This is a genomic window from Microbacterium sp. IO18 (genome assembly GCF_049099505.1).
GTDB lineage: Bacteria > Actinomycetota > Actinomycetes > Actinomycetales > Microbacteriaceae > Microbacterium > Microbacterium aurugineum.
Window position 1 is genome coordinate 666,693 of record NZ_JBMJAF010000002.1, and the last position, 20,361, is coordinate 687,053.

Annotated in this window: 21 protein-coding genes; 6 read left to right on the forward strand and 15 right to left on the reverse strand. The window is 68.3% G+C overall.

Annotated features, from left to right (window positions below; all coding sequences use genetic code 11):
- Positions 1-37 precede the first annotated feature (37 nt).
- On the reverse strand, positions 38-1,363 hold the full coding sequence (locus ACLF6J_RS14970; protein ID WP_244093514.1) for an ABC transporter substrate-binding protein: 1,326 nt from the start codon (positions 1,361-1,363) through the stop codon (positions 38-40).
- 235 nt (positions 1,364-1,598) lie between these two features.
- On the opposite strand from ACLF6J_RS14970, the gene ACLF6J_RS14975 reads away from it, so the two are divergent.
- Complete coding sequence (locus ACLF6J_RS14975) at positions 1,599-2,528, forward strand: LysR family transcriptional regulator (RefSeq protein ID WP_347876902.1); 930 nt, start codon at positions 1,599-1,601, stop codon at positions 2,526-2,528.
- Between the two features lie 14 nt (positions 2,529-2,542).
- On the opposite strand, the gene ACLF6J_RS14980 is transcribed toward ACLF6J_RS14975, so the two are convergent.
- The 10 genes from ACLF6J_RS14980 to pcaH all read right to left on the reverse strand — a co-directional run bounded on the left by ACLF6J_RS14980 (position 2,543) and on the right by pcaH (position 11,892).
- Entirely contained in the window at positions 2,543-4,021 is a 1,479-nt protein-coding gene (locus ACLF6J_RS14980) for a C-glycoside deglycosidase beta subunit domain-containing protein (RefSeq protein WP_134352231.1), read from the reverse strand.
- A gap of 29 nt (positions 4,022-4,050) precedes the next feature.
- Complete coding sequence (locus ACLF6J_RS14985) at positions 4,051-5,358, reverse strand: C-glycoside deglycosidase beta subunit domain-containing protein (RefSeq protein WP_134352232.1); 1,308 nt, start codon at positions 5,356-5,358, stop codon at positions 4,051-4,053.
- 120 nt (positions 5,359-5,478) lie between these two features.
- Positions 5,479-6,648, reverse strand: coding sequence for a thiolase family protein (locus ACLF6J_RS14990; RefSeq protein ID WP_134352233.1), 1,170 nt, complete (start codon positions 6,646-6,648; stop codon positions 5,479-5,481).
- Positions 6,645-7,280: a 3-oxoacid CoA-transferase subunit B gene (locus ACLF6J_RS14995; protein ID WP_047520218.1), complete on the reverse strand. Its 636-nt coding sequence runs from the start codon at positions 7,278-7,280 to the stop codon at positions 6,645-6,647. The genes ACLF6J_RS14990 and ACLF6J_RS14995 overlap by 4 nt, the downstream gene beginning before the upstream one ends.
- On the reverse strand, positions 7,277-8,026 hold the full coding sequence (locus ACLF6J_RS15000; RefSeq protein WP_047520221.1) for a 3-oxoacid CoA-transferase subunit A: 750 nt from the start codon (positions 8,024-8,026) through the stop codon (positions 7,277-7,279). Before ACLF6J_RS15000 ends, ACLF6J_RS14995 begins: the two co-directional genes overlap by 4 nt.
- Positions 8,023-8,436, reverse strand: coding sequence for a 4-carboxymuconolactone decarboxylase (gene pcaC / locus ACLF6J_RS15005; RefSeq protein WP_134352234.1), 414 nt, complete (start codon positions 8,434-8,436; stop codon positions 8,023-8,025). Before pcaC ends, ACLF6J_RS15000 begins: the two co-directional genes overlap by 4 nt.
- Positions 8,433-9,197 carry an alpha/beta fold hydrolase gene (locus tag ACLF6J_RS15010; RefSeq protein WP_134352235.1) on the reverse strand — a complete coding sequence of 255 codons (765 nt, stop codon included), beginning with the start codon at positions 9,195-9,197 and terminating at the stop codon, positions 8,433-8,435. The genes pcaC and ACLF6J_RS15010 overlap by 4 nt, the downstream gene beginning before the upstream one ends.
- Positions 9,194-10,477, reverse strand: coding sequence for a lyase family protein (locus tag ACLF6J_RS15015; RefSeq protein ID WP_134352236.1), 1,284 nt, complete (start codon positions 10,475-10,477; stop codon positions 9,194-9,196). Before ACLF6J_RS15015 ends, ACLF6J_RS15010 begins: the two co-directional genes overlap by 4 nt.
- Before the next feature lie 36 nt (positions 10,478-10,513).
- Positions 10,514-11,074 (reverse strand): protocatechuate 3,4-dioxygenase subunit alpha, encoded by a 561-nt coding sequence (gene pcaG / locus ACLF6J_RS15020; protein WP_134352237.1) that lies wholly within the window; start codon positions 11,072-11,074, stop codon positions 10,514-10,516.
- Positions 11,071-11,892, reverse strand: a complete 822-nt coding sequence (pcaH, locus tag ACLF6J_RS15025) for a protocatechuate 3,4-dioxygenase subunit beta (protein ID WP_194239289.1) — start codon at positions 11,890-11,892, stop codon at positions 11,071-11,073. Before pcaH ends, pcaG begins: the two co-directional genes overlap by 4 nt.
- A gap of 117 nt (positions 11,893-12,009) precedes the next feature.
- Here pcaH and ACLF6J_RS15030 point away from each other — a divergent pair, with 117 nt between their 5' ends.
- The gene (locus ACLF6J_RS15030) at positions 12,010-12,762 is read left to right on the forward strand and encodes an IclR family transcriptional regulator (protein ID WP_047520228.1); all 753 of its coding nucleotides are present in this window, start codon (positions 12,010-12,012) and stop codon (positions 12,760-12,762) included.
- A gap of 87 nt (positions 12,763-12,849) precedes the next feature.
- Entirely contained in the window at positions 12,850-14,046 is a 1,197-nt protein-coding gene (locus ACLF6J_RS15035) for a 4-hydroxybenzoate 3-monooxygenase (protein ID WP_134352238.1), read from the forward strand.
- 134 nt (positions 14,047-14,180) lie between these two features.
- Here ACLF6J_RS15035 and ACLF6J_RS15040 read toward each other — a convergent pair whose 3' ends face one another.
- From ACLF6J_RS15040 to ACLF6J_RS15055, 4 genes are all read right to left on the reverse strand, one after another.
- Positions 14,181-14,648: a hypothetical protein gene (locus ACLF6J_RS15040; protein ID WP_134352239.1), complete on the reverse strand. Its 468-nt coding sequence runs from the start codon at positions 14,646-14,648 to the stop codon at positions 14,181-14,183.
- Between the two features lie 85 nt (positions 14,649-14,733).
- On the reverse strand, positions 14,734-15,141 hold the full coding sequence (locus tag ACLF6J_RS15045; RefSeq protein ID WP_134352240.1) for an SdpI family protein: 408 nt from the start codon (positions 15,139-15,141) through the stop codon (positions 14,734-14,736).
- A gap of 9 nt (positions 15,142-15,150) precedes the next feature.
- Complete coding sequence (locus ACLF6J_RS15050) at positions 15,151-15,462, reverse strand: hypothetical protein (RefSeq protein WP_134352241.1); 312 nt, start codon at positions 15,460-15,462, stop codon at positions 15,151-15,153.
- A gap of 319 nt (positions 15,463-15,781) precedes the next feature.
- Positions 15,782-16,351, reverse strand: a complete 570-nt coding sequence (locus tag ACLF6J_RS15055; RefSeq protein WP_134352242.1) for a TetR/AcrR family transcriptional regulator — start codon at positions 16,349-16,351, stop codon at positions 15,782-15,784.
- A gap of 146 nt (positions 16,352-16,497) precedes the next feature.
- On the opposite strand from ACLF6J_RS15055, the gene ACLF6J_RS15060 reads away from it, so the two are divergent.
- The 3 genes from ACLF6J_RS15060 to ACLF6J_RS15070 all read left to right on the forward strand — a co-directional run bounded on the left by ACLF6J_RS15060 (position 16,498) and on the right by ACLF6J_RS15070 (position 20,356).
- A complete protein-coding gene (locus tag ACLF6J_RS15060) occupies positions 16,498-18,156 on the forward strand; it encodes a CocE/NonD family hydrolase (RefSeq protein WP_134352243.1) in 1,659 nt (552 codons plus the stop codon).
- Positions 18,153-18,587 (forward strand): DUF3237 domain-containing protein, encoded by a 435-nt coding sequence (locus ACLF6J_RS15065; RefSeq protein ID WP_134352244.1) that lies wholly within the window; start codon positions 18,153-18,155, stop codon positions 18,585-18,587. The genes ACLF6J_RS15060 and ACLF6J_RS15065 overlap by 4 nt, the downstream gene beginning before the upstream one ends.
- A gap of 119 nt (positions 18,588-18,706) precedes the next feature.
- Positions 18,707-20,356, forward strand: coding sequence for an ABC transporter substrate-binding protein (locus ACLF6J_RS15070; protein ID WP_421076911.1), 1,650 nt, complete (start codon positions 18,707-18,709; stop codon positions 20,354-20,356).
- The last annotated feature ends 5 nt before the right edge of the window (positions 20,357-20,361 follow it).

Sequence of the window (20,361 nt, forward strand, 5' to 3'; positions counted from 1 at the left end):
GGTGGCCGCCGCGAACGGCGGCCACCGCTGGTCGTGTTTACTGCTCCCAGGCCGCGTCGAGCGACTCGAGGACCGAGTCCACCGTGGACTGACCGGTCAGCACTCCCTGCACGCCCGTGGCGAGCGCCTCGTAGACCGCGGCGTTCGGCCACGACTGGTTCGGCAGAGCGGTGAACTCACCGTTCTTGAGCAGATCCTGGACGGGCGCATAGACGGTGTCGGACAAGTCGACGTCGGCGATGCCGGTGATCGGAAGACCGCCGGAGACCTCGGCGAAGAGACCTGCCTGCTCCGGTTCCGCCACCCACTCGAGGAAGTCCGCCGCTGCATCCTTCTTCTTCGAGGATGCGGTGATCGACAGGGAGTACGTCGGGCTGGCGACGCCGAAGGCCTGGTCACCGGAGCCCTCGGGCGGGAACGCCTGCGCCACGAACTCCTGGTCGGGCGCTGCCTGCATCAGCTCGGAGGCAGAGCCGAGCGGACCGAAGAAGCCGAGCCCCGCACCGCTCGTGATGCCGTTGGTCAGCACATCGAAGCCGCCGCCGACAGCGCCGTCCTGGATGCAGCCGGCCTCGTTCAGGTCGATGATGGCCTGGAACGTGTCCTTCCATCCCTCGGTGTCGGCGAAAGTCGTGTCGCCGGCGATGCGGTCGGCGTTCCAATTCGGGTTCTCCGCGTAGACCCGAGTCGCCGAGATGTTCATGGCGAGCATGCCGGCGTTCGGCGCTGCCGCTCCCGCGACGAGAAGAGCGGTCTTGCCCTGGTCGCGCATGTCCTTGCAGAGCCCGATGAACTCGTCCCAGTCGGTCGGGAAGCCGTCGACGCCCGCGTCATCCGCGGTGGTCTGGTTGTAGATGAGCCCGGTGTACTGCAGGACCAGCGGCTGACCGTAGGTCTCGCCGTCGACGACGAACATCGACTCGCCCCCGTCGGGGATGAGGTCCTGCGCATAGTCGCCGAGCGGCTCGAGGAAGCCGCCCTCACCCAGCGGGATGATCGAGCGGGTCTGCCCGCTGCCTGCCTCGGTCTGGATGACGTCGGAGGCGTTGCCCGCCTGGAGCTGCGTGCGGAGGGTGTCTCCGTAGGTGTCGTTGGGAACCGGGTTGAGCGTGATCGTCACGTTCGGGTGCGCCTCTTCGTACGCCTCGGCGAGCGCCTCGAAGGGGCTGTCCAGGTTGTTCGAAGTGGAGTAGGCGAGAGAGAACTCGACCTTGTCGCCGCCCGCGTCATCGCCACCGGCGTCGTCACCGCCCGAGCACCCGGCCAGGGCGAGGGCACCGATCACGGGGACCGCGACAAGAGCTGCGCGACGCCGCCGAACAATATGACCGTGCTGTGTCATGATCAGCCTTTCTGACTTCATCGTCGGCGTCTCGTCCATTGAGCCGCCTGCTGTGAAATTCAGTATGACCTCGATAAGCCAGAAACACACATAAGTCTTCTCGATGTGGAGCATAAGCGAAGTCGCGCTCCCCTCGATGCACCGTGCCCCGTCGACCTCGGTCATAGTCGAGGTCGATACCCAGCGGCGACCCCATCGCTCCGATTGATACACTCCGAAGTGGACCGCACCCGCTCTCGGCCCGGAGGATCACATCGTGGTGACCGATCATGCCCAGCTTTCCCGACTCGACCTGAACCTGCTCGTGTCGCTCGACGCCCTGCTCACCGAGCGCAGCGTCACGCGCGCGGCCGAACGTCTGCATCTGAGCCAACCGGCACTGAGCGCATCGCTTTCGAAGCTGCGCATCCACTTCGGTGATCAGATCCTCGCTCGTCGAGGCAACAGCTACGAACTCACCCCTCTCGCCGTCCGCCTCGCCGAGCACACCTCGACCGCGCTGGAGTCAGCCAGACGCGTGTTCGAGACGCAGGCCTCGTGGTCCCCCTCGGAATCGACTAGGGAGTTCTCGATCTACGGTTCCGACTACGGATTCGTGACGATCGGACGGGCGGTGTCGGCCCTCGCCGCCGAGCGTGCCCCCGGTGTGCGATTCCGCTACATGCTGCACAACCCGACGATCGTCGACGATGCCCTCACTCGACTGCGCTCCGTGGACGGCATGGTCATCCCGCACGGACACGTCACCGACATGCCGTACACGGACCTCTGGCGTGACGACTGGGTGGCGATCGTCGACGACGACCACTTCGGCTCGGAAGAGCTCACGATGGCGCGCATCGCGGACGCGCCGTGGGTGCTGACGTTCCAGTCGCGGACGGCCTTCACCTCCGCGGCGAGGCAGATCCAGCAGATGGGCGTGGAACCGCGCATCGCGGTCGTCGTCGAGAGCTTCCTCTCGCTCCCGCACTTCATCGTCGGCACCGACCGGATCGGGCTCGTGCAGTCGGCGGTGATCCCGACGATCTCCGCCGTCCCCGGCATTCGCGTCGTCCCCCTGCCGTTCGCCGCGACGCCGATCGTCAACGCGCTGTGGTGGCACCCCGTCCACGGCCGCGACCCCGAGCACGCCTGGATGCGCGAGCTGTTCGCCGAGGCCGCGCGCACGCTGCCCTCCGTGGACTGAGTGAAGACGAGCCGTCAGCCTGCGACGGACGCACTCCGCATGCTCGCGCGGATGAGGTCGTGCTGGCGGCGCACCAGCAACAGTGGGTCGACCTCCCCCAGCTCGGCGAAGGCGTGTCCCTCCCATTCGCTCGACCAAAATCCGCGATAGCCGCCCTCGACGAACACCCGCACGAGCTCGGGATAGTCGATCGCCGGCTCCTGTCCCGCCTCGTCGATGTCGTAGAACTTCGCGTGGACGTGCATGATCTGCGGCATGATGTCCGCCCACTCGGCCGGCGCCACATGACCGTGCATGTTGAAGGCCAGATGGGCGAAGGAACCGAGCCGACCGGGATCGAAGCCGCGTCCACGGAGGTACCCGATGAACTCCTCCTGGCGCTCGCGCATCGTGGCGTCGGTGGCCCAGATCTGCTGGAGCGTCTCGAGCGCGTCGTCGTCGAGTCCGGCGCGCTGCACCCCGCGGAGCAGGGTGGGAGACATCGCGTGCATGGTGGACGAGAAGTCGGCGACGAAGCCCAGCAGCGGGGAGTCGAGCTCAGCGTAGGTCTCGCGCACCGCGAGGATCGGCTCGGCGTTGGGTCCGAGCGGCGCATGGATCTCGTACGCGAGCTTCAGTTCGAGCCTCTCGGCGACGGGGAGCAGGCGACGCAGCAGGTCGGGTTTCGCGCTCTGGATACGCACGAGCGGGAAGCCGAGCTTCTTCGCCCCGTGGAACATGAGCTCGCTGAACTCGAACTCCTCATCAGGCGTCATGTCGCGGTCACGGCGACGCCCCATATCGAGGTTCGCCCCGAACGAGCTGGCGACGAATCCGTGCCTGTCGAACGCGGCGCGCCAGGTGCGCAGGAAGTCATCGGACACGACCGGATAGGTCGGCAGCACCTGCGATGCGACGATCTCGATCCCCGGGCCGATGCCGAGGGCAGCGACGCGGTCGAGAAGTCCGTCGAAGTCGAACCAGCCGGCTCGGAACTCGGCGCTGGCCGAGTAGAGCGTGAGACCGAGTCGGAATGGGTCCTCCTCCGTGGCGGGAGGCGGCGGCGCATCGGCCGCCACCATCGCCGGCGGGGCCGCCGGACCATCGGTGACCGTGAGATCGAGCGATTGACGCACGATGTTGGGCACGTAGATGCCCGGCCCACCGTCCTGACCGGGGGCGATCTGCATGTAGGGCAGCCGTAGGTCGGCGGCGACGTCGACCCGGTGCACCTCACCCAGGACGACGGGCTCGTCGCGCGCGATCACCAGGAGCGGGTGCTTCTGCAGGTACCAGAGCGTCTCGCTCTGGTCCGGGAGTTCGTCGATGCCGTAGCTCCTGCCGTCCAGCTCGAAGCGCAAGCGCTCGGACGGCAGCTCGACGCCGTCGATGGTCACCGCGATCGTGCTCACGGAGGACAGCCAGAGGCTGCGGTACCAGGGAAGGGTGAGGGCGAGGGCTGCGCCATCGGGATGCACCCGCAGGCTGTCCTCCTGGATGAGTCCGTTCGGCATGATACGTCCTTTCGCCGGTGCGCGGTCGGTCAGTCGAGGCCTGCGACGACGCGTCGCAGAAGGGAGTGCTGGCGGCGGATCTGCTCGATCGAACGCCACGGATCGCGCACACCCTCGTACTCGCTCGAGAGATAGCCACGGTATCCGGCATCCTTCAGGGCGCGGAGTACCGGTTCCCACGGGATCTGCAGATCGTTCAGGTTCTCGTCGATGTCGTGGAACTTCGCCTGGATGAACACGACGTACTTCGCGATGTCGGCGATGTCGGCCGGATCGACGGCGATGCCGTCCATGAAGGCGGGGCGCTGACCGGGCAGCTCCCCCGGCTTCAGCGCGATCGGCCGGTCCTGGAAGATCCCCGTGTCGAGCAGGATGCCGAAGTGCTTCGTTCCCGTGCGTTCGATGAGGTCGACGTAGTCGTCGACGACCTCGTGCTTGATGGGGGTCGGGGAGTGGATCTCGGGCGCGATGATGACGTCGAGGTCGGCGGCGAGGTCGAGAGACCGCTCGACAGACTCCGTCCATGCCGGGTGCGGAACCAGATCGCTCGTGACCACGCCGATCTTCGGACGGACGAAACGGAATCCCAGCTGCTTCGCGAGCCGGAGGTCGCGCTGGAGGAGCTCCGCGCCCTCGACGCCCGTGAGATCGCGGGCGTTCGGACCGCTCGAGTGCAGGCGCGTGTCGATCCAGGAGCCGTAGTTGGTGGGCTCGAGCGCGTGAGCGTCGAGCAGCTCATACCAGCGGTCGAGCCACGCGGTCGTCGGGTTCGGGTAGCCCGCGATATGCCCCTCGCCCAGGATCTCGATGCCCGTCGCACCGACGGAGGCCACGTGTGCGAAGGCCGTCTCGAGGTCGAGCACGGTGCCGAAGTCGGTCATGTAGCTGTACAGCGAGACGCCGTACCGGAAGGGCCCGCCGTCGAGTTCCGAAGTGAGCGTGATGTGCCGGGTCTCCCGGTACGTCGACGGCTGGTGCTCGATCGGGATGTACGACATGCGCAACCGCAGCTCGATCGAGACCTCATGGATACCGTCGGGCAGGCCGCCGGGGAACGGCACCGTCACCACGGCGGCCTCATCGAGCGGCCAACGCACGCCGTCGCTGTCCCAGAGCTCCTGCAGCGTGTACGTCGTGCCGCCGAGAGTCCACAGCGGCACCTCGGCGGGGACGTCGACGACCGAACCGACACGGACGGCGACGCCGTCGATGAGCGACGCGGCCATTCCGCGGTACGACGGCATCCGCAGTCGGATCTGGAAGCCGGTGATCGCTCCGTCGCCGTCACGGACGTTGCGGAATCCGGTGGCCTGCAGAATGTCTCGTTCGAGAAGCATGAAGTGGTGACTCTCCTTCGTGGGTCGCGTCGTCGCGACCCCCTCAGGCTATCGCCCTTATGCCTGTAATCAGCATAAGTGTTGTCTATCTCCGCATAAGCAGAATCGAAGAGCGCGCGATCAGCGTTCGAGCACCAGCGCGATGCCCTGACCGACGCCGATGCACAATGCCACGACGGCCACGCCGCTCCCCCGTCGGCGGAGTTCGTGGGCGGCACGCGCGAGGACACGCCCGCCAGATGCACCCAACGGATGCCCGATCGCGATCGCACCGCCGTGCACGTTCACGATCTCGGGATCGACGTCCGGCCATCCCGCGAGGCACGCCAGCGACTGGGACGCGAACGCCTCATTCAGCTCGACCAGGTCGACCTCGGACCAGGTGCGCCCCGCACGGGTGAGCGCACGGTTCGCGGCCTCGACCGGTGCGATGCCGAACACGTCGGGGTCGTTGCCGAACACGCCGCGACCCGCGATGCGCGCGAGCGGCTCGGTGCCGACGGCCCCTTCGCTCCCGAGCAGCACGGCGGAGGCACCGTCGCTGATGGGTGACGAGTTGCCGGCGGTGACCGTGCCCTCGGTCGCGAACAGCGCACGCAGCCCGCCGAGCTTCTCGAGGGTCGAGTCCTCGCGGATGCCCTCGTCGCGGGTGAGCGCAGCGCCGGGCACCTCGACGATCTCGTCCGCGAAGACACCGCGGTTCCAGGCCTGCGCTGCACGCTGGTGGCTGCGCAACGCGAAGGCATCCTGCTCGTCCCTCGAGATCCCGAACATCGTCGCGAGCTTCTCGGCGGACTCCCCGTTGGAGATCGTCCACTCCTTCGGCAGAGCGGGGTTCGTCATCCGCCAGCCGATCGCCGTGTTCCACATCTGCTGGTTGCCGACCGCCGGCCACGGCTTCGCCGACTTCTCTACGACGAACGGCGCGCGACTCATCGACTCGACGCCCCCGGCGAGCACGATCTCGGCATCGCCCGACTCGATCGCCCGCGACCCCTGGATCACCGCCTCGAGGCTCGACCCGCAGAGCCGGTTGACCGTCGCGCCCGGCACCGTCGTCGGGAAGCCGGCGAGGAGCGCGGCGAACCGGGCGACGTCGCGGTTGTCCTCGCCGGCCTGGTTCGCATCGCCCAGGAGCACGTCGTCGATGCGTGCGGGGTCGATGCCCGTCCGCTCGACGACGGCGCGGAGCGTCACGGCGGCGAGGTCGTCGGGGCGGATCCCGGCGAGCGCCCCGCCCGCGCGCCCGAACGGGGTGCGGACGGCGTCGTAGACGAAGGAGGCGGTCATGAGAGTTCCAATCCGGTCAGAGCGCGGAGCGTCTCGAGGGTGTTCTCGCCGAACGTCTCTCGCACCGAGAACCCTGCCGGCGTGACGTCGAAGATCGCGTGATCGGTGTAGACGCGTGTGACGCACCCCACTCCCGTGAGCGGGTACGTGCAGTCGTCCACGAGCTTGGATGAGCCGTCCTTGGCGAGCAGATCGGTCATCACGAACACCTGCTTCGCACCGATCGCCAGATCCATCGCTCCACCGACCGCCGGGATGGCTCCGGGTGCCCCCGTCGACCAGTTGGCCAGGTCGCCGTTCTGCGCCACCTGGAACGCTCCGAGCACGCAGATGTCGAGGTGCCCGCCGCGCATCATCGCGAAGGAGTCGGCGTGGTGGAAGTACGAGGCTCCGGCGAGGGCCGTGACCGGTTGCTTCCCTGCGTTGATGAGGTCGGGATCGATGCGATCGGATGCCGGCGCCGGCCCCATCCCGAGCAGCCCGTTCTCGGTGTGCAGGACGATCTCGAGGTCGTCCGGCAGGAAGTTCGCGACCAGCGTGGGGGCGCCGATACCGAGGTTGACGATCGCACCCTCGGGGATGTCGGCAGCGATGCGCGCCGCCAGCTCGTCGCGGGTGATCCGGGTACTCATCGTCCACTCTCCGCTCCGGTGGCCAGCGGGCGCCCTTCGATGTCGACGCCTCCGGTGAAGCCGTCGCCATCGAGCCAGGCGCGTCGTCCGACCGCGACGACCCGATCCACGAACAGCCCCGGCGTCACGACGGTTTCAGGGTCGAGGGACCCGAGGGGCACGATCTCGTCGACCTGCACGATCGTCGTGGTCGCAGCGGTGGCCATGACGGGTCCGAAGTTGCGGGCGGTCTCCCGATAGACCAGGTTGCCCCAGCGGTCGGCGGCCCGTGCGCTGACGAGGGCGACATCCGCGGAGATCGGGTACTCCAGCACGAAGCGACGGCCGTCGATCGTGCGCTCCTCCTTGCCCTCCGCGAGCTGCGTGCCCACGCCCGTGGGAGAGAAGAACGCCCCGATACCCGCGCCCGCAGCGCGGATGCGCTCGGCCAGGTTGCCCTGCGCGACGATCTCGAGCTCGATGTCCCCCGCCCGGTACAGACCGTCGAACACCCAGGAGTCGTGCTGACGCGGGAAGGAGCAGACGATCCGTCGCACCCGGCGTTCCGCGAGCAGAGCCGCCAGACCGATGTCCCCGTTCCCCGCGTTGTTCGCGACGATCGTGAGGTCCCGCGCTCCCTGGGCGATGAGCGCGTCGATGAGCTCGACGGGCTGTCCTGCCCGGCCGAAACCGCCGATCATCACGGTCGCGCCGTCGGCGATCCCTGCCACTGCCGTCACGGCATCTGGAACCGTCTTGTCGATCACGAGCGGCCCTCGCCGTCGTGATCACCGGGCTGTGCCAAGAAGACCTCGCCGGCGATCCGGAACGCGGTGTTCGCGGCGGGGACACCGGAGTAGACGGCCGACTGCAGGATCACCTCGCGGATCTCCTCGATGGTGAGACCGTTGCGCCGTGCGGCGCGCAGATGCATCGCGAGCTCTTCGTGGTGCCCGTGCGCGATGAGCGAGGAGAGCACGGCGATCGATCGCGACCGGCGGTCGAGTGCGGGACGAGACCAGACATCTCCCCAGGCGACCCGGGTGATGAAGTCCTGGAAGTCCGCGGTGAGGTCCGTGGTCGCGGCGATCGCGCGGTCGACGTGCGCATCGGAGAGCACTTCGCGGCGCACCGCCATCCCCTGCGCTCGGCGCTCGTCATCGGTGAGTCCGGTCATGATCGGCCTTCCTTCGTGAAGAACTCGGTCAACAGCTGCCCGACCGCGACGGGATCGTCGACCGGCGCGAGGTGCGAAGCCTCCGCGATGCCGCGAGCCCGACCGTGGCGCACGCCGTCGGCGATCTCGCGGGCTGAGGTCTCCGGCGTCACCGCGTCATGTGCGCCCCAGACCGCGAGCACCGGCGTCCGGATCTCGCCGAGGCGGTCCCGGACGTCGAATTCGGCGAGCGCCTCACAGCACAGGGCATAGCTCTCGTCGTCGGTGTCCTGCAGCACGTGCAGCAGCCGTCCGGTGATGTCGGGGTGCGCGGCGACCGAGCCGGGCGCGAACCAGCGCTGCGCGGACCCGATGATCAGCGACGACGTCGACTGCGCGCGCACCTGGGCCGCCCGGTCATGCCAGCCCTCCGGCATTCCGATCGCGGCGCCGGAGCAGAGGATCGCGGCACTCTCGACGAGTTCAGGATGCCGGAGCATGATCTCCAGACCGACGGCGCCGCCGAGGGACACCCCGGCGTAGCGGATGCGGTCAGCCCCGACATCGGCGACGGCATCGGCGAGATCCGCGACGGAGAAAGGCGCATCCGCCGGGGGCGCCGCCCCGTGCCCCGGCAGATCCCAGAGGACCACGCGGTGAGTCCGTGCCAGTGCGGGGACGACGCCCTCCCAGACGATCGCCGACGTGCCGAGCGAGGGGCCGAGCACGAGGAGCGGGGCATCGGCGGGGCCGACTGGGTCGGTGACGGCGATCGTGATCATGACTGGTCTCCGAGCTCGCCGGTGTAGGCAGCGGGGTCGATCAGGTCGGCGATGTCGAGGTCGGCGGCCTCGGGGAGCGCGCGCAGCAGCGAACCGAGGTCCGCCCCCGCGTCCGCCTCTCGGATGAGCGCGTCGAAGCGGTCGCGCCCGATCAGCGGAAGGAGCACGAGCGCCAGACGTTCGCTGACCAGCAGGCCACCGGTGAGCGCGAGGTTGTGCGCCGCGGCGCCGGCGTCCACCCGGAGGTTCTCGGACAGTGAGACGGCATGGGCCGAAGCGCCGAGCGCCAGGCGCAGGAGTTCGCGCAGGGTCGGCCATTCCGCATGCCAGGAACCGGCCGGGCGCTCGTCCGCGGCGAGCGCGGCCGCGAGGTGAAGCGTGGCGCCGAGCTGCGGGGCACGGAGTGCTGCCGAGCGGATGAGGGTCGACGCGACCGGATTCTGCTTCTGCGGCATGGCCGATGATCCGCCACGCGTGCCTTCCCTGAGCTCTCCGATCTCGGTGCGGCTAAGGGTCGCGACGTCGCCGGCGATCTTGCCGAGCGCATCGAGCGCCTGCACGAGCGCATCGCCGAGTTCGGTGACGGGCCACCGGGTGACCTGCCAGGATTCCGGGGCGTCGTCGAGGCCGACCCGCGCGGCGAACGCGGTGACGAGAGCCCGGGCGTCGACCGCGGATCCCGTGATCTCGAGGAACGAGGCGCGTGTTCCCGCGGCACCGGCGAGTTGGACGGGGAGGGTGAGCGCGTCCAGGCGCACGAGGGCGCGATCGATGCCGCGCCGCCAGGTGGCGATGCGGGCGCCGAGGGTCATCGGCACGGCGTGCTGCGTGAGCGTCCGTGCCGCCACCACGGTGTCGCCGTGTCGCGTGACGACGTCGCCCAGGTTCGCCGTGACTCTGCTCAGCGACTCCCGCAGCCGGTCGACGGCGGCGCGGGCGGCGATCATGAGTGCGGTGTCGATGATGTCCTGGCTGGTGGCGCCGCGGTGCACCCACACCCGCTGATCGGCGGCGACGAGGGCCCTGAGCTGACCGACCAGGGGGATCACCGGGTTGCCGCCCGCGACGGCATCCGCCGCGAGCGCGTCCGCGTCGATCACGTGGTCGAACACCGCGTCGATGATCGTATGCTCGTCGGACGCCAGCATCCCGATGTCCGCGTATGCCGCGACCAGCGCCCGCTCGGCGGCGAGGAGCGCATCGAGCACCGCCCTGTCGCCCACGAGGCGATCATGCCCGACCGTGAGCGGGGAGAGCAGTCCGAGGTCGAAGGAAGTCATCCGTGTCCTCTCTCCTGCACGGCGCGGCTCATGCGTTCAATAGACAAGGAACACCGTCTCCCCCTCGCCCTGCAGGCGGATGTCGTGCTGCAACCCTCCCTCGTCGGTGCGGATCGCGATCAGGGTGTTCCGCTCTTCGGGGGTCAGCGATGAGAGCAGCGGATCGGCGGCGAGCGCGGCGACGTCGTCCGGCAGGTAGATACGGGTGTGCAGCTTGTCGGGCAGACCACGCGCATAGATGATCGCGGCGAAGAACGGCGCACGCCCAGGGGAGGCACCCGGGTTCCTCGTCCAGAACTCGTAGTGACCATCGTCGTTCGCGAAGGCCCGGCCGAAGCCGGTGAAGGAGTGGTCGTCGCGGCGGAAGGCTCCGCGTACACGGGGCACTGCGCCGTCGGCGTCCGCTCCGAAGATCTCGATGAAGGCATCGGGGATCGGGTTCCCCGCTCCGTCACGCACGGTGCCGCCGAGCAGGATGCTTCCCGGCGCGTGCGGGAACGCGACCTCGTGCATCTTCGGATACTCGACGCCGTAGGCGAAGAACGGGCCGACGGTCTGGCCCGGTGTGGGCCGGTGGGTCCTCGCGGGCACGGTCATGCGTCGTCCTCCTGTTCGAACCAGGTCGCATCGGGACCGTCGACGACGATGTCGAAGCGGTAGCCCGTCGACCACTCCGGCGATGTCAGGTCGTGGTCGTACACCCCGACGAGGGCGTCGCGGTCCTTCTGCCGCCAGATGGTGTTGTAGATCGGATCGAGCGCGAAGAGCGGGTCTCCGGGGAAGTACATCTGCGTCACGAGGCGCTGGGTGAAAGAAGAGCCGAACACCGAGAAGTGGATGTGCGCGGGGCGCCAGGCGTTCACGTGGTTCTTCCACGGGTACGGGCCCGGCTTGATGGTGGTGAAGAGGTATTCGCCGTGGTCGTTCGTCACCGCTCTTCCCGCGCCCGTGAAGTTCGGATCGAGCGGAGCAGGGTGCTGATCGCGCTGGTGGATGTATCGACCGGCCGAGTTCGCCTGCCAGATCTCGATGAGCTGGTTCGCGATCGGGCGCCCCCACGAGTCGAGCAGTCGCCCGCGCACCGTCATCCGTTCGCCGAGGGGCTCACCGGAGTGCTGGATCGTGAGGTCCGATTCGATCGCCGCGACATCGCGCTGTCCGAACGCGGGCGAGAGCAGCTCGATGGTCTCCGGGTCGACGAGCTGGGGGTTCTTGGTCGGATGCCTCAGGATGCTCGACCGGTACGGACGGAAATCACGGATCGTGGCGGGAAGCCGCTCCCCCGTCGCCGCGCGGTCGGCGAGCGAGGCGTGCACGTCGGCGATCTCCTGTGTGATGCTGGCCTGCGTCACCTGGTCCGGTGAGGCCAGCAGCGTCTCGGGGGCCGCGACGGCGGTTCCGGCTGCAGAGGTCATGGCGTCTCCTTCGACACGGCGGTGACAATGACAGCATCCTGTTCCCTCCCGATCAGCATCGGTGGCACATTCCCACTGAATGGGAGTCGATACTTTCGGGTGTGGCATGATCTCGGCATGGCCAACTCCCCCTCAGGCGATTCCGTGACGGAGCGTCTGATCCGCGTCCTCGAGACCTTCACCCCGGCGCGCACGGTGCAGACCGCAGCCGATATCGGCAGGCGCGCCGGCCTCCCCGCCTCCAGCGCGCATCGCATCGTCGGCGAGCTGGTGGACGCGGGGATGCTGGAACGCGATGATGACCGGCGCATCCGCATCGGCATGCGGCTGTGGGAGCTCGCCACCCGGTCGTCGCACGCCCTGCGGCTGCGACAGGCGGCGATGCCGTCGATGGAGCGTGTGCAGTCGCGGGTGCGCGAGCACACACAGCTCGCGATCCTCGAACAGGACGAGGCGCTGTTCCTCGAGCGGTTGAGCAGTCCCGAGTCCGGATCGAACGTGACACGCATCGCCGGGCGCCTTCCGCTGCACGCGTCGTCCTCCGGCCTCGTGCTGCTCGCCTACGCGGATCGCGCGCTGCAGGAGCGGGTGCTCTCGGGTCCGCTGATGTCGGTGACGAGCGAGACCATCACGGAGCCGTCGCTCCTCCGCCGCAAGCTCGCCGAGGTGCGCACGATCGGACATGCCGTCGCCCCCGGCTACATCGAGGCGGTATCCACGGGCGTGGCCGTGCCTGTCCACGACGAGACCGGTGACGTGGCGGCCGCGCTCTCGGTCGTGCTCCGAAGGGATGCACCGACCGAACCCGCGCTCCGTGAGCTCTTCGCCGCCGCACGGGAGATCGAGCGCGCACTCGGCGGACGCCGATGACGCAGAATCCCATTCAACGGTAGAGCGTGAGTCCGGCTCCACGGAGTCGCCCACACTGACTGGCGAACATCCGTCGAAGGAGACGCCATGACCACCACCGTCCGCACCCGTGTCGCGATCGTCGGCGCAGGGCCCGCAGGTCTTCTGCTGTCACACCTCCTCGCCGAGGCCGGAATCGAATCGATCGTGCTCGACCGCCGGAGCCGTGCGGAGATCGAGTCGACCATCCGCGCCGGCATCCTCGAACAGGAGACCGTCCGGGTGCTGAGTGAGTCCGGCGCGAGCGAGCGGGTGCTCGCGGTCGGCACCCGCCACGACGGTATCGAACTGCGCTTCGAGGGCGAGGGACACCGCATCGACTTCCCGTCACTGACGGGGCGGAGCGTCTGGTTGTACCCGCAGCACGAGGTGCTCAAGGACCTGATCGCCGCGCGGCTCGCGGCTGGCCAGGACCTCCGATTCGAGACCGAGGTCACCGGTGCCGGCGACGTCGAGACCGATCGGCCGTGGGTGACGGCGACCACTGCGGACGGCGACGCGGTGCGGATCGACGCCGACTTCGTGGTCGGCGCCGACGGCTCGCGCAGCGTCGTCCGCCCCGCGGTCACCGGTTCGTCGACCGGCGGCTATTTCCGGGAGTACCCGTTCGCGTGGTTCGGCATCCTGTGCGAGGCCCCGCCGAGCGCGGACGAACTGATCTACAGCAACTCCGCCGAGGGTTTCGCACTCATCAGTCAGCGCAGCGCGACCGTGCAGCGCATGTACTTCCAATGCGATCCGGACGCTGCCCCGGACGCCCTGTCGGACGAGGAGATCTGGGAGACCTTGCAGGCGCGGGTGCCGGGCACCGCCCTCGCGACCGGACCCGTCATCCAGCGCGACGTCCTCCGGTTCCGTAGCTTCGTGGCGCACGAGCTTCGGCACGGGCGCGCGGTGCTCGTCGGCGATGCGGCCCATACGGTTCCGCCGACCGGGGCGAAGGGCATGAACCTCGCGGTCGCCGACGTCGTGCTGCTCGACCGCGCTCTGCAGGCGCTTCTTCTCGAGAACGACGCCCGCCTCATCGACGCCTTCGCCGAGACGGCACTGCAGCGCATCTGGAAAGCGCAGCACTTCTCCTGGTGGATGACGAGCATGCTGCACACCGCACGCGATGCGAGCGACTTCGACCGTCGGCGCCAGATCGGCGAGCTGCGATCGGTCGTCGAGTCGGAGGCGGGGCAGACGTTCCTCGCCGAGGCGTACACGGGTTGGCCGCACGAAGGTTCGCCCGGGCGCTCGTGAACGGCTTCGCGGCGAGGACATACTTGCGCGCACCCAGCGCGGCATAGTGATGCACCGCACCCCGGACACGCTGTTCGCGAGCGCACCGGCAGTCGCTACGGAGCGTGGCAGCAAGGCAACACCGTCTGGCGATATCAGGAGTTGTCGTTGACGGCGGGCGCGAGCGCCCGTGCGATGACCCCGGACGCGGGAATGTGGCCGACGGCGAGGACGACAGCAGCGGCGGCGATCCACGGATTACTCAGCCAGGCAGCAGCGCTGAGGAACACGACGACCGGGAGGGCCGCCATCGGCACGGGAACCACCCACCACGGCCGATAGAGTGTCGCCCCTTCCCGCCCCGTGAGCAGGTAGCGGGACCATAGTGCGTAGTAGCCACCTAGGCCGCAGAACGTGGGGATCGCCCACCAACCGGCGAGTTCGCCCTGCTGGGTGATCGCGGGCACCACCAGGCACAGGGCCTGACCCGCGCGTTCGATCCATCCGAGCGCGCGTGGCACATGTGCGACGGGCGGCGGGGTCTGTGGCGGGAACAGCACCAGCAGCAGGTTGGGGGCGAGCACAGCGAGGCTGATGATCAGGCCCAGGGTCGAGAATCCCACACCCGGAGGCTACCGCCCACGGGGTCCGCTTTTCAGTGTTGAACATTGAGGGCTCGCACAGCTGCGCCACACCCCACGTCGCACATCATTGCCGAAGCCGCTCGGGGCTCACGCGTTGAGGTCGGATTCCGTCGCGATGATCGCTCGCATCTCCCATCTGCCGTCGGTCGGCCCTGCCTGCACGATTCGCCACAACGAGGGTGATCACCGAGGTGAGGACGAAGATGGCGGCAACGGCGATCGCTCCGACCGTCGATGCGATTCCATCGGCCGCGAAGGACACGATGGCCGCGACCACACTCGCAGCAAATCCGACCCAGATCGTGAGGGACGCGGATCGGTGAGCGGCTGTCCAGGCGGCATCGCTCTGCATGGTGGCAACGGTACGGATACCGGCAAGACGGTTGCGACGTAGTAACCCCCGCGCGGCGAGCTCAACGACCGCCCCGGTCACGAGGAGCAGGCCGGAAAACACCGCCGCGATCACTTCCATGGTCGCAGCCTACGAAACCGCATCCGAGCGTCCGGCACGAGCGATCCGATGATTGTGCATCGCCAGTACGGTGACTGCTGCTGCGGGACCGGCGATGACGATCATCATCACCCACTGCCAGCCGTAGCCGCTGACCAAGACCGCGCCCAGCACGATCAGTCCCGCTCCGATGCCGCGCATCACTGCGGATCCGCGCGGAGACGTCCGCGGGCGTTTCCCGAACGGGATCGGCGTGCGCTCGTTGGCTCGAACGGTTCGGGAAAGCGCTACGTGGAACAGCACGATCCCTGTGACAGCGGCGACGATACCGACGACGAACATGCTCTCGACGGTATCAGCGGGCCTCCGCACACTCACGAACTCCTCCGACTCGGCCCGGCTGCTTTGCGACGGCGCAGATCCCGCGATCCCGCTCGACGGCTGCTCAGACGCCGCACACCAACTCAGCCCCTACTCACTTCCCTGTCTGGCCCTTTACCGACGATAAGACCACTTATCGCAACTATTCAGGGGACCCATCCGATCGGAAGTCTGCCCCTCAAGGGCCATAACTCGCGTCGGTATCGAGAGCCAGCTCGCGTTCTCAACGAGTGCGGGTCGGAACACGGCGTCCGGCAGCATATGCCCGGAGAATCCCCGCTCATATTGCGGATAAGAGAGTCTCCACCGCCCGTCGGACACGAGCCGTTCGCACCTTGTCCGGGTCGAAGTCGCCCATGAAGACATTGCCGAGGGCGGCCGAGAGGGTGGCGTCGGCGGCGAGCTCGCGAGCTGCCGCATCTGCGTGCGGATACTGCGACGCCGCGAGCTCCGCCAACCTGGACCGCGTACTGCCATATGCCTCGGCGAGCACCTCGGCGATCGCCGGGTTGGTGCGGGAGAGCTCGACGAACCCCAGTACGACGGCATTTTCGGCGTCGGACCGGGTGAAGTCCTCGCCAAACAGGTAATCGAGCGCGTCGGTGAACGACTCGAGGGTCGAGGGGAGGATGGTCAGGGTGCCCGTCTCGTCGGAGAACACATGACGCGCCGTTTCGGCGAGCAGCTGATCGCGGTTGCCCACGAAGTGGCGCACATGCCCGCGCGACATGCCTGCAGCTTCGGCGATGCGATCGAGTGAGGTTCCAGCAATTCCGTGCTGTGCCACGGTCTGCAAGGTGGCTTCGATGATCTGATCGCGTCGTTCTGCGGCCACGGTCGGACGTGCCATCATTCCCCCTTTTCCCTGCGTCCGCAGGATACATAGATGTTACAAGTTTTTAGTCTAGTCAGACTTGACTATTAACTTTGGCGGACTTAGGTTGTGATTCATCGAGCACCGCGGTCTCCCCGGCGCCGAGGTTCTGAAGGAGAGTCATGACCCGCTACACCCGCATTCCGCCGGAGCCCGAGAGCGATCTCGCGCGCCCCGCCCGCGTCCGGATGCGAGACGGCGTGCTGCTCGCGGCCGACGTCTATCTCCCCGCCGACGGAGGCGAGAGCGCCGGCGACACGATCCTCATCCGCCTCCCCTACGACAAGAGCGGCAGCTACACGTACATCCCGCTGATCGCCGAATACCTGATGTCGCACGGCTACCGCGTGGTCGCCCAGGACGTACGGGGCAAGTTCCGCTCCGAGGGCGAGGCGCTGCTCTTCGTGAACGAGGTTCGCGACGGCGAGGACACGCTCGATTGGGTCGTGCAGCAGCCGTGGTCGAACGGTCGGGTCGCGATGTGGGGCGACAGCTACTACGGCTACACGCAATGGGCGGCCGCCGCCAGCGGACATCCAGCGCTCAAGGCGATCTCGCCGCGCGTCACCGGCACCCGCCTCGGCGAGCCCGTGCGCCGAGCGCCCGGCGAGCGCATCTCCGACGTCGAATGGGCGATCACCTACCTGTATCCCGTGAGCCACTTCCATGGCAACGACACCTTCATGTGGGAGCCGGACTGGACCCGTCGCGACTTCGCCGCCCAGGTCGAGGAGTTCCTCGCGGAGACCGGAGAGCGATCGATCTCCTACGATCAGTGGTACCCGCGTCCGGTGCATCTGCCCCGCTTCCCTCTCGGCTCGCCCTTCGCCGCCCGCTCGGTGCCGGCGCTGCAGACGATCGGCTGGTGGGACAACTGCTCGCCCCTGTCGTGGGCCGACGTCGCCGACATCGCGAAGAACCCGGCGTGGGCCGCGCACCACCACCTGCGCATCGAATCGATCGACCACGAGGGCTACGAACTGCTCAGCGACCCGGCTGATCGCGTCGCCGAGCGCACCGACGAGCAGCTCCGCGCGCTTCTCCCCCGCACGCTCGATCCGACGCTCGAGTTCTTCGAGGTGTACCTGCGCGGCAACGGCGCTCCCGCCGACATCCCCGCCGTGCGGTGGAATCTCGCCGGAACGAACGAAGAACGAACGGATGCGGTGTGGCCGCCCGCCGACATCCGCACCCTCGCACTCGTGGCGACCGCCGAGGGAGCGCTGACCACGGATGCTGCAGCACAGCCGACCGAGCTGACGTGGACCCACGACCCCGACGACCTCGTTCCGTCGAGCGCCGAGGATGCCTTCTCGTTCCTCCTCGAACTTCCCGACGAGGCCCCGATCGGCACTCGCGACGACGTGCTCGTCTTCACCTCCGCTGCGGTCGCGACAGACGTCGACCTCGCCGGCCCCGTGACCGCCACCGCGACCGTCCGCTCGGACGGGCCTGTGATGGATCTGCTCGTCCGACTGCTCGATGTCGCACCCGACGGCACCGCACTGCGCATCGCCCGCGGGCAGCGTCAGATCGCCGATGCGACGACCGCGGCGACCCTCGACCTCGATCTCGGTCAGGTCGGCTACCGGCTGCGCGCCGGGCACCGCCTTCGGGTGCACGTGTCGAGCAGCGACTACCCCGAATTCGTCCCGCAGACCGGAACGGGCGCCGACCCCTGGGCCTGGGGCCCGACGGCGACGAACGCGCAGCACCTCACCATCGGTGGATCCGATGGCCTCACGATCCACCTTCCCGTCCTGGATGGAGAGCTGTCATGACCGCACCCTCCGCTCTGCCCGAGCCGATCCTCGAGTACGCCTTCGAGATCCGTGTCGACGTCGACACGGACATCCACCTGGGCCGCGGCCCGCACGAGGTGCTCGCCTTCACCCCCATCACCGGCGGCACCGTCGACGGCCCGCTGCTGCGCGGCACCGTGATCGCCGGCGGCGGCGACTGGTCCGTCGAGCGTGACGGCACCTTCCAACTCGAAGCGCGCTACCTGCTGCGAGCCGACGACGGCGCGGCCATCGACATCCTCAACCGCGGCTACTACCGCGAAGAGCCAGACGGCACGTCGTACTTCCGCACCGCGCCCGTCTTCCAGACCGACGCACCGGCGCACAGCTGGCTGAGCCGGAACCAGTTCATCGGCCTCGCCCGCGACGAGGACGAACAGATCTGCATCCACGTCTACGTCGTCAGATGAGCCGCAGCACCCGCACCACCTGAATCACCCGCACCATCCGCTCCACCAGCACTGCCTGCACCACCTACTCCCGGCGGGGTCGACGACGCCCCCGCTGCACGCACCTGAGAGGACCTGACATGCCCCGCACCATCCGACGCCGGTTCACCGTCGCCGCCGCCTTGGCGGCAGCGACTGTTCTCGCCGCCACCGCCTGCGCCCCGCGCACCGGCACGACCGACTCCTCGCCCGAGAAGATCGATGCCTCCTCCCTCGTGACCTCCCTGCCGGCGGCCACCACCGCCGTCGACGAGGTCACCTGGGCGGTCGTCGAGGGCGAGCCGCAGACGCTCGACCCCTCGTCGTCGGCCAACATCATCATCCCGAACCTCTGCGACAGCCTGCTCACGGTCGAACCCGACTTCACTCTGGAGTCAGGCATCGCCGAGACGGCCGAGTGGGTCGATCCGGTGACGTTCGAGATCACGGTCAGAGACGGCGTCACGTTCTGGGACGGCACCCCCGTCACCGCCGCCGATGTCGCCTACAGCCTCGAGCGCAACCGCACTCCCGCCTCTCAGTGGTACGCCGCCTTCGCCCTCATCTCGAGTATCGAGACCTCGGGCGATGACACCGTCATCGTGCACTTCACCGCACCAGACACCACGTTCCGCGATGCGCTCGGAGGCGGAGGCGGCGCCGTCATGAGCAAGGCCTTCGGCGACACCGTCGGCCAGGATCTCGGCACCTCCGGCGGCGGCCTGATGTGCGCCGGCCCGTACGAGCTCGACGGCTGGAAGCCCGGCACCGAGATCTCGGTCACGGCGAACCCCGACTACTGGAAAGGCGCCCCGCTCACCGACCGCATCCGCTTCGTCTTCGTCACCGAGGGCGCGACCCTCACCTCTGCTCTCACCTCCGGCGAGATCGACGGCGCTTTCAACGTGCCTCCCGGGTCGCGTCAGAGCTTCGAGGCCGAGGACGGCGAAGGACGCCTGATCGCCGGGCCTTCCACCGCGTCATACAGCTTCGGGCCCGCCTCCTCCGACAGCGCGGCCGCCGACCCGAGAGTGCGCCAGGCGCTGAGCCTCGCGATCGACCGCAGCGTCTACATCGACACCGTGCTGCAGGGCCTCGGCCAGGTGCAGAAGACGATCGTCCCTCCGTTCGTATGGAGCGGTATGGAGGCGAAGGACACCTACCAGGATGCCTACGACGCCCTGCCCACCCCCGAGGTCGATCTCGACGCGGCCAAAGAGCTGATCGCCGAGTCCGGCATCGACAGGTCGGTGCCGCTGGTGCTCGCTGTTCCTGCCGGCGCCAAGGAGTTCTCGCAGACGGCATCCATCGTCCAGAGCGCGGCGAAGGACATCGGCCTCACCGTCACGATCGACGAACGTCAGCCGGCGGACTTCGGAGCGCTCTTCTACACTCCCGAGCTGCGCGACGGCATCGACTTCGTCGCCACGACCGGCTACCTCGAGGTTCCCGGCGTGCTCGGCTACCCGCAGCTGTTCATGCTGCCAGCCGAGATCGGCGGCATCTTCAACTGGTCGGGCTACGCGAACGACGAGGTGACGGCCGACCTCCAGGCGGCACGCACCGCTACGGATGCCACGACCGCCGCCGACGCCTTCGTGAGCGCTCAAGAGATCTTCGCCCCCGATCAGCTTCAGGTGACCCTCGCCGGGGCGTACCAGCTCACCTACCTGTCCGACGACCTCACGGGCATCACCGCCTCTGTCGCGAGCTACAGCTCCCCCTGGGCGCTGCCCCTCGGCGGCGAGTGAGTCGT